The organism is Alteromonas lipotrueae (assembly GCF_019249215.1).
GTDB classification, from domain to species: Bacteria; Pseudomonadota; Gammaproteobacteria; order Enterobacterales; family Alteromonadaceae; genus Alteromonas; species Alteromonas lipotrueae.
Map to the genome: position 1 here is coordinate 289,786 of NZ_JAESDI010000006.1, position 17,449 is coordinate 307,234.

The window sequence follows — 17,449 nt, forward strand, 5'->3', positions numbered from 1 at the left end:
AACTTAATGGTACTGACTGCAATTTACTCAAACATTCTGATACACTATAAAAAATAATAATAACGATTCATTCATGCGAGTTGTCATGCGCTGGTACCTAATCTCAGTTTTGTTTGCTGTCTGTTTCGTTAGCACTGTTAGCTACGCTGAGCCCCCCCGTCTTTCAAATCCCGTATTCCAATCGCTATCCACTAAAAATGGGCTTCCACAAGACGTAGTTAACGACATCGCTATTGATAAGGATGGCTTTGTGTGGATAGCTACTGATGGCGGCGTGGCGCGTTGGGATGGTGTTAGAACCAAAATCATAAAAGGCCCTAACGACCTCTTCGTTAATGCTTCAATAAACAAGATTAGCCTGGAAACTGACAAAGCGTTGTGGATAAGCACGTACGCATCGGGTGTTTACCGTCTTGATTTCAACACCCAAGTCATCACGAAACAAGTGGCGTTGCCTTTTTCAACCCAAGAAGATTGGTTGCAGGATGTGAGTCAATTTTTTTGGCAAAATGAAACCACGTTATTCATTGCCATGCCTGAACAGGTCGTTCGCTTTGATACTAACACCATGTCTTACGAGTCGATATTCACGCTAAGTGAAGAACTGATTGCTCAACGGCATTTCATCCGAGACATTATCGTCGTGGACAATTGGCTGTTACTGGCCACCAGTGATGGATTGGATGCCCTTGATTTATCCATTGCTGATGCAGAAGCCATTTCCGTTAGTTACCTAAACGGCGTTGAGCCCGATGTGGATAACCTAAATACTAAGTTTTTACTGCATGACACACAAGGCCGAATTTGGGTAGGTACCGTTAATGGGTTATTTCAAACCACGAAAGCCGAATTGTTATCTCATGTTGTTAGCGGCAAGTCGTCGGGGTTTCAGCTGGTAGTCAAAAGCCGCAATGTCTGGACGATGGAGCAACGTGATGACAACGCATTTTGGTTTGGCACCAACGAAGGCCTATTTGAATTACAGCTTAGCCAAAATAAGTGGGTGAGTGAACACATTCTTGAGCCTCATAACGGCAGAACAGAGCTTTCTAACAAGCGCATTGTTGATATTGAAACCGATTATGCCGGTAATCTTTGGTTAAGTTCGGTCTATGCGGGGGCACTGTATTTTGGGGTGAAAAGCGCCGAAATTTACGCTATTCAAAACAATCGAAATGACAAAAGCACAACGCTAAGCGACAGTGTGGTTTGGTCTTTAACCCAAACTGATAAAGACGTGTTGTGGATCGGAACCGAAAATGGGCTGAATCGATTTAACCTCGTAACGCGCACATCTGAACAATTCATTACTTCTGATAGTGAATTTGTGGCCGAAAGAGAGTGGCTGGTTGAAAAGTTAGTACCAACGGGCGATGGCAGGTTGTATGTGCAAACTTACATGGGTATCCGGTTATTCGACCCCAGTACTGGAAAGTTATCCATGCCTCCACTGCAATCATCTTCTGATAACGATGTGTTCAATGCCTGGAACTCCAGCATTACTTTAGGTGCCGATGGCGACTTATATTTTGTTGGGAATCATTACTACCGCTACAACTTAGAAGCGCAAAAATTAGATATTATCGATTTGGACGAGGATATCTTCGATATCAATTTTTCCATAGGCTTTTTAGGTGCGTCCTCTTATCACGACAACCGGTTGTTTCTCGCCATGGTTGGCGGACTATGGCTGGTTGACCCTGTTACCTTAGCGCATGAACTGGTCTATCGCTTTTCAGAAAAGCAACGAGCCAATGAACGGTCGATAACGTCATGGGTTATCGATAACACAGGTGTGCTGTGGTTAGCTTTTAGTGGTTATGGGTTATTCGGGGTAGATGCCGACACTTTTGAGCCGCTTTATAAGTTAAACGAGAGTAACTTGTTGCTCTCCAATATCGTTTACGGTCTACAAAAAGACAGTAATGGGGATATTTGGTTTAGCTCGCATTCTGGATTGCATCGTTACTCACCAGCCTCAGCTCAAGTACAAAACTTTATTTATGGCCGAGAGTTATCAGTGTCAGAGTTTAATCAAGGCGCATCACTTGAGCTCATTGACGGGCGACTCGCCTATGGTTCAACATCAGGTGTTGTGGTTTTCTCTCCTGCTTTACTCAAACAAATCGGTAGTAACTCGAACCTGGTTTCAAGACAAACTGCCATTACTGATGTCAGTGTCGATTCTCGTGAGCTTCCACTCCCATTAGGCAATCTAAACGGGCAGAATATCAGTTTGGATTATCAAGATTACGGAATGACTATCCATTTTTCATCCTTGTCGATGAATGGAGTGGGTAAAGCAAAGTATCACTACACCTTATTACGCTACAATCAAGTTATCAGCGAGGGCGTGTCAGAAGACGATAAAATCACCCTAACTAACTTGGAGCCAGGTCGTTATCACTTTACAGTGGGGCCACTTGCCAGCAGTGTAGAATATAACGTTTTACCGGCGACTTTGACGTTTGATATGCCTTATGTGCCATGGCGTTCGCCCTTCGCCTATGCAGCGTATTTCACCTTGATACTACTGGTTATCATTGCGTACGTGGTATCACGACAGCGTCATCTATTTCGACTCCAAAAAGCGCAGCAGCAAGCGTTACTTTTCAACGATGCATTTCGCCAAACCCGAGACTGGGTGCTTATTTTTGATAAAAATAAAGTGCCAGTGGCTGCAAATCCCGCATTTGAAAACGTATTTAATTTCAACACTAAAGAATCGTTAGCAAAGCAAATTGACAGGCTATTTACCCGTTACCCTACATTGGAATGGCAGCTATCTGGCAAGCTCTCTGATCTTAAAGGGGGAGAGTTTTGGAAAGACGAAGCGGTAATTGAAGGCGCTGACACGAAGCAGTACGACGTACTTATAGACATTAGTGCTGTTAAAGGTAACGAAATGGGCGAGCAACCTGACCATTATTTGCTCGTGGTGTCCGACATTACTGAGCAAAAAAATGCGGAACGCAAATTGTTAAAGCTTGCTAATTACGATGGCCTGACGGGCTTAGTTAACCGCAGTTTGCTACTGGACAGATTAGAGCATGCCATTGCTGGGGCGCGTCAACAAAATACCCATGTTGCAGTGTTATTTGTTGATTTAGACCGCTTTAAAGGCATTAACGATTCACTAGGCCATGATTATGGCGATAAGCTACTTAAGGTGGTGGCTAATCGAATGCGCAATTTGGCATCTGATGCAGGCACCGTAGCTCGCTTGGGCGGCGATGAGTTTGTGATTGTCATTGAAGACATGGAAACCACGGACGGGCTAACCTCTTTTGTGGCACAGTTAATTGAGTCGGTAGAAACACCAATTTCGCTGGCCAATGAAGTGCTACGTGTATCTTGTAGTGTGGGTATTGCCTTTTACCCCGATGATGCCACAGAGCCCGCCGAGCTTATTAAGCAAGCCGATGTGGCCATGTATTCTGCAAAGAAAGATACGCTTAGTGGCTTCACATATTTCACAAAAGATATGAATGATAGGGCCAAACATAGGCTCATCACAGAAAACCTTATAAAACGGGCTTATTCTGAAGACAGTTTCTTCAACCATTACCAGCCAATCATTAATACCCGCGAAAAAAACACCATAGGGGTTGAGCTATTACTGCGTGGTGAGCTAGATGGTAATCCCATTTACCCAGACGTCTTTATTCCAGTATTAGAAGAGCTGAGGTATATCATCGAAGTGACTCGAGCGGCGATGCGTAGGGCTGCCGCAGACCTCGCTATGTGGTATGAGGATGGCTTTAGAGGCTTCGTTTCAATCAATTTATCTGCCCTTCATTTTAAAACTGAATTTGATTTAGAGGGTGTTTTTTCGTTACTAAAAGAATTCAATTTACCAAAGGAAGCGTTTCGTTTTGAAATTACGGAAGGGGTATTGATGGATGATAGTGACAATGCGCTGCGTCAAATTGAACGCTTCGTTGATGCAGGTTTCATTCTAGCGTTAGATGATTTTGGTACGGGCTATTCGTCGTTAAGTTATCTTAAGCGTTACCCACTATCAGTACTTAAAATAGACAAGAGTTTCGTTAACGATATGGCACCAGGTAATGCTAACGACGCGTTGGTTACCACCACAATTACCCTCGCTAGCAGCTTAAATATGCTGAGTGTTGCTGAGGGGGTTGAAACTCAAGAGCAGGCATTAAGTTTGTCTGAGAAAGGCTGTGTATTACATCAGGGCTACTTTTACGCTAAACCTATGCCTAGCAGCGAACTATCCCCTTACCTGAACAAACAATGGTGAGTGAATTCTGCGATTAGAGTATACCGAGGAATTCCTAAAGTGCTGGAATGACGGATGTTTGATTAAAAATGACGCGTATTAGATCATCATAGAAGTTAAGTCTGAACTATAAGAAATCTAAATTTCAGGCGCTACGCCACGTCATTCATCGCATGAAATGTAAACGTCCGTTTAAAAAGCTTGTTATTCATCTGAAAATAAGGCTTATTAGAGATCTGTGAAATGATTGTAAAAATAAGCTACATTATAACAACATATGAGTGACCTATGCCGCTAGACATGACAGCAAACGCAAACAGCACTGAAGTGATTAAATCGCCATTAAGTATGTTGTACCACTGGGAGCAAACCAGTGGGGACGACGTTTTCCTTACTCAACCTGTTAATGGTGAATATCAAAATTATACGTGGAAGCAGGTGGGTAACCTTGCTCGTCGCGTAGCGAAACGACTTGAAGAAATGGCGTTGCCGACGGGCAGCCGTATCGGTATTTTCTCAAAAAACTGTGCAGAATGGTTTATTACCGATTTAGGTATTATGATGGCAGGGCACATCTCAGTGCCCATTTTCTCTACTGCCGGCCCTGACACAGTTCAATATGTTCTCAAGCACGCCGACGTTCAATTATTGTTCGTAGGTAAGTTAGATAATACTGCAGAGCAAGTAGCGTCTATCCCAGCCGAATATAATACCGTCGCGTTCCCTTATCCGAATATTGATACCAAGCAACAATGGAAAGCGTTTATCGATTGTTCGCCAATAGATGATTCTCCTGTTCAAGATATGAATAGTATCATGACTATTATCTATACATCGGGCAGTACGGGTCAGCCGAAGGGGGTAGTGCACAGTTACTACTCTATCTGTTGGGCGGCGCAAAAATCCTTGGAGCAACTTAGCGTTGACAGTACCGATCGGATTTTGAGTTACCTTCCCCTTGCTCACATTACCGAACGGGTTCTGGTTGAATTAGCCAGCTATTACAGTGGTGGCAAAATCCATTTTGTTGAAACGCTATCGTCGTTCCAACGTGATGTGCTTCATTGTGAGCCTACCTTGTTTATTTCAGTGCCACGTCTTTGGACTAAGTTCCAGATGGGCGTATTGGCTAAAATGCCACAGAAAAAACTCGATACCTTACTGAAAATTCCCCTTATTAATAAGTTGGTAGCGAAGAAAGTACGTAAAGGTATTGGTATCGACAGCGCGCGATTATGGGCCAGTGGTTCAGCACCATTAGCGCCTGCTGTTATCGAATGGTTCGCTAAAATTGGCGTTTATATCTCAGAAGGTTGGGGGATGACGGAAAACAGTGCCTACGGCACTAGCAGCGTGCCTTTCCGTCACGACAAAATTGGCTGTATTGGAAAAGCTTATCATGGTGTAGATGTTCGTATTTCAGAAGAAGGCGAGATTCAAGTTAAAGCGCCTTGTAATATGCTGGAGTACTACCTAGAGCCAGATAAAACAGCAGAAGTTTTTACTGATGATAAGTATCTTCGCACGGGTGATAAAGGCGTTATTGATGCAGACGGTTACGTTAAGATTACCGGCCGATTGAAAGATATTTTCAAAACAGCCAAGGGCAAATACGTAGCGCCCGCACCAATTGAAGCTAAATTTATGGAAAACCCTATCGTAGAACAGGTTTGTGTAACGGGGAATAACCTTCCTCAACCTGTCGCGTTGTTAGTTCTGAGTGAAGATGCACAGAAGCATGATAAGACCAGTGTTGAAGCTAGCCTTAAAAAGACTTTTGAACATATCAATGCGAAGCTAGAAAGCCACCAAGTTATGGATCGCGTAGTTATTATGAAAAATGAGTGGAGTATTGAGAACGACTTACTTACCCCTACACTTAAGGTAAAACGTCACGTGCTTGAAGAGCGTTTTGACGGCGTAATTCAAGGTGAATACAAAGAAAAACTAGTATGGGTAGATGCTTAACTTATCGGTTTAGCAGCGTAAATAATATTAAAGCCGAGCACATGACTAAGCTCGGCTTTTTTGTAGGTGCTGTTAGGTAAAGAGTAACTAGCACAAAGTCGTTTACGTTACGCAGTGTATCGTGCTTGTAGCCCTTTATACACGTTGTCACTGAAACTGGCATCTGACAGATTTAAGGCATTCATAACCTCAACTAAATGTTCATTGTCTTCGCGGCCTTGCCACTCTTTTTTGTATGTGCCTTCTTTATAACCGTTATCTTGGCGGAAGAAATTCAGAACGTTTTTACCTACGTACTGGCGATAGAGTTCATCAGCATGCATATCGCACTGCTCAACAATTTCCATGAAAAGTGGCACACTAAAACGTTTAGCAGCACAAAGCCCGGTCATCAATTCTAAGTTATCTAGTAACGATTGTTGTTTTGGTTGGTAGTCTTTACCGTCGAACGTCACGATAGCATCGCCTAAGGCCAATTGTGCGGCAATACTTTCAGCGGCAGTACTTACCTCACCCTCTGAATCGATGATGCAGGCAGATAGAGCAAAGTGCCAAATATCGACCAATTCCATTTGCAGTTGTGGTAAGTCTTTTTGCTGTGCTTTCCACCATTTCCAGCCGTGGTGCTCAATAGCTTCAACGGATTCCACCATAGCTGCTCGCAAATAACCGTAACCGGCGTTAATCCAATCGGGGTTAACTTTTGTGTTCATTTTGTCTTGTAGTGCAAGCATGGTGGCAAGTTGTTGTTGTGTAAGCATTATTATTCCTAAAACGGTGTCTTTATTAAATCAAGCACTAGGTTGCGCTACGCCTGATTTGTTATTGACGAAATTGTACTGCAATGCGAAGAGTCAGTGAATGTTTATTCAAGACTTATTTAGCTTAATTCTGTTGCAGGTTTAAAGAGCGACACGGAATGATTTCATGGTACATAAATGGTGCACCTGCACCATTAGTAACCTAAGGAAAGACTTATATAAATTAAAGGGTAATCTAAGTTTCTGTTTTCATTAGAAATAAAAGTTGGCACTTAACCTGCAAAATCAATTTTGTTAACTGTGTTATGCAGTAGCGCTAACGTGAATGAGCGCCAGGCAACGCTTATTCACGTTGCTACTGGGTAACCCGTAAACCTTACCCATACAGGTTTTTCGTGTCCTGAGGCCTGTATGGGTTTTTTTCTTTCTATTGTCTATCCCTTCTAGTCATCTACTTAGCCCCATACGATATAATAATTTCGCTTAAATCTAATTAATTTCAGCTTACCTATTCATTGAATTACGATACACTCATTATCATAACGCCCGCTGAATACGACAAAGGATTTTCCGATTGCTCGCGCTTTATCCATCGAACAAACTTGAACACCTCAGCTTCCTCCTTACTACGCTAATTAAGCATCAACCCAATAGTGTTTTTACGCCTGAAACGATATTAGTCGAAAGCCCAGGTATGCAGCACTGGGTAAGTATGCAACTTGCTAAAGAGCAGGGCGTGGCGATGAATCTTGATTTTCCTTTGCCGGTTAGATTTATGTGGAACACGGCAAGGCTGGTGTTGGGTAAAGATAAAGTACCTAAGCAATCGCCTTATCGACGTGAAGTCCTCGTATGGCGCATTGATGCCCTTTTACTAGAGGCATCAGGACAAGAGACATCTCTACAATCGATGGCAGCGTTCGAGCAAGTTAATAAATACTGGTTACAAGCGGGAAGTGAGCAAGAGCAGGGCGTACAACGGTTGCAATTGGCAACGGCGCTGGCCGATGTGTACGAGCAATATTTGTTATATCGTCCAGATTGGTTGTTTGCATGGGAAGAAAGCCAGCGTAAAACCAATGATGAATCTGAAATTTGGCAAAGCGAAATATGGCGTCACCTTGCCAAGCAAGAACCTTTACATCCTGCACGACTGCACCAACTTACCCTGACTGCGTTAAATAACGGCGATCATCTAAAAAGTGGTGATAGCGAATTACCCAACCGTATCGTGGTGTTTGCAATCAACACCATGGCACCGCAGTTGATTGCTTTTTTCGATGCATTAGCGGCGCACATCGATATTCATATTTTTCATTTGAACCCAAGTGTTAATTACTGGGGCGATGCGAAAAGCGATAGTGAACTGGCAAGGCAGCTGCGTATGGACGGGTTAGAGAAATGGATGCAGCAAGATCAAAGCAACTCGTTGTTAGGCAACTTAGGGCAGCAGGGGAGGGAGCTTTTTAATTTGCTTACCGATTTAGACACCTTTGAAGTCAGTGCCTTCGACGCGCCGATTCCTGCTGATAGTGAAACTGGTGAAACGTTACTTTTAAACCGAATTCACAACGATATATTAGAAGCTTTACCCGCAACGCACGTTGGCACTATAGGAAGTAAAGGAAGCACAGAAACAGGCTCTGCCGAAAACGCTGACGACAGTGTTACCATTATGTGTACCCATTCAGCGTTACGTGAAGTGCAGGTACTGCACGATCATTTACTGCACTGGTTATCACAGGACTCATCTCGTACGCCATCCGATGTGCTGGTAATGTGCCCCGCGATAGAAAATTATGCCCCCTTTGTTGATACCGTATTTCATCGGGTGGGTACCAAACCCCTAGCGGGCAATGGGCCTATTCGCTTGCCGTGCTCTATCGCAGATAGAAGCCCCATGGATGCAGAACCCCTTATTGCCGCTTACATGACGCTACTCCATTTGCCTGACAGCCGATTCGGTGTATCGGATATTGTCGACTACTTACAACTTGATGCGGTACAAAAGTGCTTCAGTATTGCTCAAGACGATATCGATCAAATGACCGTATGGCTTAAGCAAGCTCATATTCATTGGGGGTTGGATGGCAGCCATAAAGCCAATGTGTCGGCAGGGGCCACCCATGAAAATACTTACAGCTGGTGGTGGGGAATTAGGCGTTTATTGTTAGGTATGTTAGCGCCAGATAGTGAAGGTGTTATTGACGACATGCTGACTATTCCTGATGTGGAAGGACAGTCGACGGTAACGCTTGGTAAGCTTATCCATGTTATTGAGTTACTAGGCAGATTTGCCACTGAGCTTAATACCCCGCGAAGCCCGAATGCATGGGGTGCCGATTTATTAGCCCTGCGTGATACCTGCTTTACACCAACCAAAGAACAAGAACACAGCTGGGATCTTATTGCTAAAGTTGCCGCTGATTTGGCTGCTCGATGTGAAGAAGCCGAATATACCTACGATTTAAGTTTACGTCAGGTGCGGGAATTACTGTTAAGCCGATTTTCGTCTCCCGATGCAGGTAACCACTTTATGACGGGGCAAGTCACGGTATGCTCCATGCTACCTATGCGTAGTATCCCGTTTAAAAAAGTGTGCATATTAGGGCTTAACGACAGCGAGTTTCCTCGTAAGTCTACACCGTTAGGGCTCGATTTAATGGCGGGGCCTGATAGAAGAGTGGGCGATCGTTCGCGTCGTTTAGAAGACAGGTATCTTTTTTTAGAAGCGATTATTTCGGCCAGAGAAAGCCTATATTTAAGCTACCAAGGTAACGATGTAAAAAATAACAGTGAGCGGCAGCCCAGCCTAGTGTTAGGCGAATTTCTCGATATGTTAGACACGGGCTATCAGGTAAATATGGGTCATTATTTAAAACATGCACCATTGCATCCGTTTAGTGAAAGTGCTTTTACCGGCACACTCCCCAGCTATGAGACGGGCTGGTTGCGTCTAGCCCAATCATTACGTGACGCTGCTACGAGTGGCCCCAACATTGACAAAAGCGAAGAAAGCAGCGAAAAAAGCAGTGAAGAAAGCAGCGAAAAAAGCAGTGAAGAAACTAGGCAAAAAGAACATTCACTCGCGCCTCTGGCAGTAGACAGCTCCCCTGAAAACGCGAGCTTTCAGTGTATGCAGGTGGCTCGAGCGTTTAGAGATCCTCTTGAGTTCTTTTCTCAGCAGCGGTTAGGCGTTGACTTATCCCAATCGGTAACCTTGCTAGACAATAGCGAACCTTTTGAAACCAACGCACTAGTGCGTTACCAAGTACTCGATGCTATGTTTTCTTCCAGTGCTTTCTTCGATGATGCTAATGCGGCAACCCTCCAGCATAGCGATAGGGTAGTGCAATTCGCCGCGCTTCGTGGTGACATTCCCAATAACCCGGTGGCGCTAGAGGAGCTTGAGTTGTGGAAGGAAAGCGCGGTAGCCCTTACCCAAGCGATGGGACCACATGATGCTGAACCCAAACGGGCGCAATTTGCAGGCAACCACTTTACGTTTACCGCCAGTGCGCTTGAAGGTGGAAACAGCTTGATGCAGCCGTGCGCAGGCAAGGTGAATGACATTAGAGCGTTTGGTTACTTTATGACACAGCTTGTGTTTAGCGCAAACGAGGAAGTAACACCCTATACACAATATCCGCTAGATATCTATTACTGCGATTGGGTAAAAGGTGAAACCAAGCTAATGAAGCGTAGCTTTCCGTCAGTAGACAAAAACACAGCCTGCCAAATTTTGCTGAGTATTGAATCATTGTTTGTTGACATATTGAGCGCACCAACGCCCGTATATAGCTCATTAATGAGTGCCGTAGTCAGTGGCACAAAAAAATCCCCCGGAACCCTTCTGGCAAACAAAGTCACCTTACCCACATTTCTGGCAAGTCTAGACGCCCAAGGGTTATATGATAGGGAAGGTGTGGATAAGCAAGGTGGTCTTGATTCTGAAAATACTATTGATACCAAAGACACAGATGAACCCGGCAACTCGCTAATAACCGATATACGTGCATTTTTTGCCAGTGATGATGCCCAGCGCCTACTCAAAAATTGGCTTCAGTCATCAGGGCAATTTACTGCTGATATCGCTAGTAACCCTTATGTTAAATGGTTATTTCCTGATGGCGTGAGTTGGCATGATATGCCAACCACACAGGCTTTTTTATTGTTTGCGTTGGTGGCTAACATTTCATCACAGGAGCAGTTATGAGCTTGTCTACAAGTGCTTCGCAATTACTAAATGTGCCCGCCATGCCGCTAAAAGGAAGGCATTTAATTGAAGCCAGTGCGGGCACAGGTAAAACCTACAACATCACGCGTTTGTACTTACGCTTATTGTTAGAGAAAAAGCTTAACGTAAAAGAGATTTTGGTGATGACCTTCACCAAAGCGGCCACCGAAGAAATCAAAGGCCGTGTGGCCAAAACGCTGCGAGAAGCCACCGCGTTCTGGGAAGCGTGTTTAGGCGTTGATGACACTAATACAGGTAGTGCCAGTGCTGGTGATGATAGTGCTGGTCGTGATAGCGCTAGTAATGACAAAGACGATTTAAATGAAAATGCTGACCTAGCTGCGCTATTAAACAGCACCGACCCTGTCTATGCCCATCTCTATAGAGCCTGTTCACCCAAAGACAGTTTGGCCCTGCTAAAAGCTGCGCAATTAGAACTTGATGATGCGTCTGTCTTCACTATTCATGGCTTTTGCCAGCATGTGATTGGGCAATTAGCGTTTAATAGTGGTTTTGCAATGGCGTTGAATTTAAGTAAAGACACTGCAGATCTGTATTTGCAGGCGGCACAGGATTGGATAAGAAAGGTCTCCCAAAATGAAGACGAATTCATGTTATTGGCGGAACAAGGCTGGCATGTGCCAGAGAGCCTATTAAATGAATTCTCCTCAAGCGTAAGAAGCACGCTTACGCCGGTTTTGCTAGATGAGGAAACCATAGAAAAGGCGTTTATCGCTGGCCTTCACGAAAACGAAAGTACTGCGCCTGCACAGTTTACGTTTCATTATAATAATATTGTTGATAACGAAGCGCTTATTCACGATCAACTACTTAAAAAGCCTGATCATAAAGCGCTGCGTACGCCTGAACTTGCTGCACTTAAGTCTTGGCTTGAAAGTGGTGAATATGAGCCGCTACCGCCAGAGGGCGCTGCCTTTCTTGATGGTCGTCGGTTTGGTAGAAATAAGTCTGGGGTAAAAGAAATACTTGCGCCTATTAAAGGCTTTGCCGATGCCATTTCAACTGCCTGTAAAGACAAGCAGGACAACCTCGATAAAATTCCTGTATTTACCTTGGTTAACCATGCTATTAGCTTTATTAAAAGCAATGTGGCGGCGCAAAAGCAACAACTAGGGGTTATCGACTTTGACGACCTTATTCGTATGCTCGCCGATGAAGTGGTTAAGCCTAATAATAGCTTAGTACCTGAGCTTAGGAAGAAATTCCCCGTTGCGTTAATTGATGAGTTTCAAGATACCGACGCCAAGCAATACGCTATTTTAGATGCGGTTTATCCAAAAGCACAGGTTAATAACAGTAAAAATCACGAAGCCGGCGCTGACATTAAAGCTAGCTTAGGTATTGACGTAAGCTTAGATAGTAACCAAGGTTCTGGGGCTGGCTTTGAACCAGACACGAGCAAATCAAAAAGCGAAAATGCACTTCTGATGATTGGCGACCCCAAACAAGCGATTTATCGCTTCAGGGGCGGCGACATTTTTACTTATTTAAAAGCAGGGCAGCAGGCCGATTATCGGTGGGTAATGAATACCAACTGGCGTTCGGTCGCCGGCATGGTGAAGGCCTATAACCGTTTGTTTTACGGCGCGCCAGTTCCAGCAGCGCCCATCTCACAAACACAAAGCACGCAGGATGCCATTGCGCTAGCGCCTAGCCCGAGAGATGTGTTCGGTTTTAATATTCAATACAATCCGGTTGAATTTACGTCCAAAGCTGCGGCAGCAACCCACCCACTTAACGATTCTAATGACGAACGTGATGCAATGAATTACGTGAGTTTTAGTTTAGATGAAAAAAGTGATGCGAATACGCTGCGCCGTGGTTTAGCACAATGGATAGCGCAAGAGATTTACCGCTTGTTTAACGAGGTGACTTTTGTCGATGAAAAGGATCCCACAAAACCCGCTAGACCGGTTAAACCTGCCGATATTGCCATACTGGTAAAAAACCGTAATGAAGCTTCCGTCATTAAATATGTATTACAGCAACAAGGCTTGGCCTGCGTGTATTTAAGCGATAGAAGTAATTTATTTGCCTCCCCTGAGGCTAAAGATGTGCTGCGCCTACTCAATGGTGTGTGGCACAACACAGATACTAGCAAGGTCGCCTCAAGTTTGGCATCACCGCTATGGGGTTATACACCGCAAACCCTAGTTAATTTGTTGTATCACGAAGACGATGCGCTATGGGATGAGGCTTACGACAAGGTCACTTCACTGCGTGATATGTGGCAACAAAAAGGCTGCATGAGCGTATTGTTGCACTTAATGCAAGAGAACTACACGCCATATGGTTCAGAAGTAGAGCGCGCGCTTACTAATTACCAACATCTAGCGGAAACGTTAGAGAAGGCGGGGGCAACTCATCAGCGCCCAGAGCAATTACTTGATTGGCTGCACAAGCAAATTCATCAGCCTGAAAGTGATGAAGAAATGACGCTAAGACTTGAAAGTGACAGCCAGTTAATACGCTTGGTTACCCAGCACGGGTCTAAGGGCTTAGAGTACCCCATTGTATTTGTTCCCTTTGCTACAGGTTACCGAGACCCAGCGAAGAGTGGAAAGTCGTACTCGCAAATATTCACCTATTACGATGAACAGAGCCAAGAATTGCAGCTGCAATTAGGGCGCACTAATGCAGCAATCGAACGAGTACGTAAAGAGGGTGACGCAGAAGAAATGCGATTAGCTTATGTAGCCGTTACCCGTGCAGCGCATCGTTGTTATATGGGCGTATTGCCATTAGACGGACATGAAAAAAGCGCCTTGGCCCATGCACTCAATATCAATGACGATGAAGGTCGTGATTGGGGCACCGTGTTAGACGCCATTGCCAGTGAACCGCAAGCTCATGCCACCCACATTTGCGCCGATCCCTTGGCTCAACAGTATTCAAGCTTTGACAACACGGAAACGGTTGTGCCCTTAAGTACGTTAACGTTTGCAGGTACTAGCAGCGAAGATTGGCGGTTATATTCTTTCTCGGCTATTAGCCGCATGACGGTTATGTCAGCGGCACAAGGCGTTTCTTTTGCAGTACCCAGCATTCCAGTTATGCAGACGGTACGAGACGAAGAGATAACATCTAATGATGGTTTTGCTGGTACGTTTGGTGAGGTAGTTACCCAGAGCATGGCGGCAGGAAATACGGAAATTGAGGAAACGGCAACGCCATTGCACGCGGCTAAACAGGGCAATACAAAGTCAGATACAAAAACAGCTGCGCCACATGCAGATCAAATACGCTTTACCTTACAGAAAGGGGCGAGTGCAGGTAATTTACTGCATGACTTACTTGAGCTAAACGATTTTTCTGCGCCTGACTGGAGTGAAAGTGGTGCTGAACTCGCCGTTCGATTCGGCTTAGAAACAGCACGTACAGCAGATTTGTATTCGTGGTTAGATGAAGTACTGGCTACACCGCTTTCTATGCCTACGCCTACAAGCCACTTGCTAAGTGACTCCCAAAGCCAGCTTACTTTATCGGACCTTTCGCTGCCGCAAACCCTTCGGGAAGCAGAATTCTATTTTCCCATGAACGAAAGTAAATGGAGCGAACTAAAATACATATTGTTTGAACACAGAAAGTCAGTGGCGAAACAGCTTGCGGTAGGTAACAACTCAGAAACTGCTACCGGTTTACCTACAGCAGAGGTTGTTCCCTCGTTAATGGTGTCGGCCCTTGAAGGCATGATGCACGGGTTTATCGACTTAATATTTACGCATGATGGTAAGTACTATGTTGCCGATTATAAATCTACGTGGTTAGGCGATAGCGTATCGCATTATATGCCTCAAGCATTAAACGCCAATAATCAGCACCATCTATATGACTTGCAGTATTTAATCTATTGCTTAGCACTACACAGATACTTAAAGAATGCCATTGTCGATTATACGCCCGAAGCACATTTTGGTGGCGTGTATTATTTGTATTTACGAGGAATGCACCCGAGCAATACGAACGGGGAGGGCGTCTTTTTCACGCCCATAGATTCCGGAACGCTAGAGGCTTTGGATCGCTTATTTTTAGGCGAAGAGACTTCAAACGAGAAGCCTTCAGCCGAAAAGCCTTTGGCCGACAAACATTCAAATGAAGAAGCCTCAAATGACCCGTCGCCCGATGCTGTGCAAGGGGAGTTGGACTTATGATAGATAGTAACGAGTACGTAGAACAACTTTTCGGGATTGAAGCTATCGACCGCTTTGTGGCACTGGAGTTTGCGCATTGCGAAAGGCTAACCGACGCTGAACAGGTTGTCTGGTTACACTTGTTGGTGGCATTGTCATTTATGCAGCGCAGCGGCCATAGTTGCTTGTTACTCACTGAAGTCGCGGGAACTAGGCTGTTCGTTGAGCCTGAGCTTGACCCTGAGTTAGAAACAAAGTCCAACACGGTATCTGAATCTACCGAATCAGATACCGATACGTCACCACATAAATTAGGCTATGCATTTCCAGGTCTTACCGAAATGATCAGTGTGATTAAAAAGGCACTGGACAGTGAAACGGATGACAAGAATAACAAAATTACTGATCTATTTGTCTATCAAACAGGCAAGTTGTATAGCCGGCGCTACTATAATTTCGAACAGGAGATTGCCGCCAGCATTGCTAATCGAACTCATATCACAGCGCTAAGTGAAGATGGGCTATCAAGGGTTAAAGCCCTATGGCCAGCCATGTTTCCAACCAACGCCATGGATGAGCAAGATTGGCAACAAGTCGCTGTGGCGAAAAGTTTAGTGCAACAATTTAGCGTTATTAACGGTGGTCCGGGCACGGGGAAAACCTACACAGTACTCAGGCTGCTATTAGCGCTTCAAGCGTGTAATCAGAATGAGCGAATTGTGCTAGCGACTCCAACCGGTAAAGCGCAGCAGCGCATGACCGAGTCTATCGTGAGTAATTTGGAAAGCTTACGCGGTAAGGTAGATGATAATCTGTTAAACAGTGTACCTACTGATGCTGTCACATTGCATAGGTTGCTAGGCTTACGGGAACACACCATAGCTACACGCTACAATCAGCATAACCCGCTTATGCTTGATGTGCTTATTGTGGATGAAGCGTCCATGGTCGATTTGGCGCTCATGGCTAGAATTATTCGCGCCTTGCCGCCTCATGCGCGTTTGTACTTTATCGGTGATGCGGATCAACTGCCTGCTGTAGAATTGGGTAACGTACTTGAGCAACTTGTACACGATAGCGATGAAGCAGAGTTTGCCGAAACGGGTATATCTGAAAATAACCTAGGTGCAGTTACTCGCGAGCTACGTCAACATATTGCCACCCTGTGCCCACATCTGCCTTTACTGCCCGTTAACGAAAATGCCAAAACCTGGGTGCATACCCTTCAAGCGCCTCAGCGATTTAAAGGGCAGGTGGCTGAAGTCGCTACCGCTATTCAGACCGGGAGAAGCAAGCAAGCGCTAGATGCTATGCATTCAAAAGAGGCCAGCCAGAAGGCTGAGCCTCAAAGTCATGGCGAGAATAGCCACTGGCTACAAGATGGTGTATATATCCAAGCTGAAACTAGGTTTAAGACCAGCGTGTTAAAAAAGTTAGCACAAGAAAGCTACGAACCTGTTTTTAAAGCGCAAAGTGCCAAAGAAGCGCTTAGTCTGCTCAATCGTGTGCGATGGTTGACCCCAGTTCGAAAGGGCGACATGGGTGTAGAGGGGTTAAATGCACTGGTATTTGACGCGATAAAACACAATATCAAACGCCGCGAAGGTATTTTCTACCAAGGCCAGCCCATTATGATAGTGAAAAACAATCATCCACAGCGTTTATCAAACGGCGAAGTGGGTATTATCTGGCCTGATCTCAATGGAAAGCTACTGGCTTGGTTTGAAACTCAAGACGGCGTCCTACGTTCAATTTCTTTATCTCGAGTTCCTGCTTTTGAAACGGTATTTGCAATGACGATACATAAATCGCAGGGCTCAGAGTTTAAGTACGTGGTGTTATTACTGCCTAGACCTGAAAGTGAAAAAGCCGCAGGGCTATTTCATCGAGGGCTAGTCTACACCGGCCTAACAAGGGCAAAAGAAGGTTGTTTAATTATAGCGAACAGCGCCACATTTAGCGCTATGGTAGAAAGGCGAGATAAGCGTTTTTCAGGTTTGTCAGAAGCGATTAAAATGTGCTTTTCAGAAAATGAATAATATGCAGCAACTCGTAGTTACAGGCTCACAACAATTGGGGCAATAAA

At 44.8% G+C, this 17,449-nt stretch carries 6 protein-coding genes; 5 read left to right on the plus strand and 1 reads right to left on the minus strand.

All coding sequences use genetic code 11. The annotated features are described in order from the left end of the window. The first annotated feature begins 85 nt into the window (after positions 1 to 85). Positions 86 to 4,267 carry an EAL domain-containing protein gene (locus JKP82_RS09125; RefSeq protein ID WP_159531539.1) on the plus strand — a complete coding sequence of 1,394 codons (4,182 nt, stop codon included), beginning with the start codon at positions 86 to 88 and terminating at the stop codon, positions 4,265 to 4,267. A gap of 267 nt (positions 4,268 to 4,534) precedes the next feature. Beyond that, complete coding sequence (locus tag JKP82_RS09130) at positions 4,535 to 6,214, plus strand: AMP-binding protein (protein ID WP_159531537.1); 1,680 nt, start codon at positions 4,535 to 4,537, stop codon at positions 6,212 to 6,214. Between the two features lie 107 nt (positions 6,215 to 6,321). Here the strand turns inward: JKP82_RS09130 and JKP82_RS09135 are convergent, their stop codons facing one another. Further along, positions 6,322 to 6,975, minus strand: a complete 654-nt coding sequence (locus tag JKP82_RS09135) for a dUTP diphosphatase (protein ID WP_159531535.1) — start codon at positions 6,973 to 6,975, stop codon at positions 6,322 to 6,324. A 574-nt stretch (positions 6,976 to 7,549) separates the two neighbouring features. Between JKP82_RS09135 and recC the strand changes: the two genes are divergently transcribed. The 3 genes from recC to recD are packed head-to-tail and all read left to right on the plus strand — an operon-like array spanning position 7,550 to position 17,402. Further along, complete coding sequence (gene recC / locus JKP82_RS09140; protein ID WP_218396735.1) at positions 7,550 to 11,191, plus strand: exodeoxyribonuclease V subunit gamma; 3,642 nt, start codon at positions 7,550 to 7,552, stop codon at positions 11,189 to 11,191. Beyond that, positions 11,188 to 15,384, plus strand: coding sequence for a UvrD-helicase domain-containing protein (locus JKP82_RS09145; RefSeq protein WP_218396737.1), 4,197 nt, complete (start codon positions 11,188 to 11,190; stop codon positions 15,382 to 15,384). Before recC ends, JKP82_RS09145 begins: the two co-directional genes overlap by 4 nt. Then, positions 15,381 to 17,402: an exodeoxyribonuclease V subunit alpha gene (recD, locus tag JKP82_RS09150; protein WP_218396739.1), complete on the plus strand. Its 2,022-nt coding sequence runs from the start codon at positions 15,381 to 15,383 to the stop codon at positions 17,400 to 17,402. Before JKP82_RS09145 ends, recD begins: the two co-directional genes overlap by 4 nt. Positions 17,403 to 17,449: the final 47 nt, after the last annotated feature.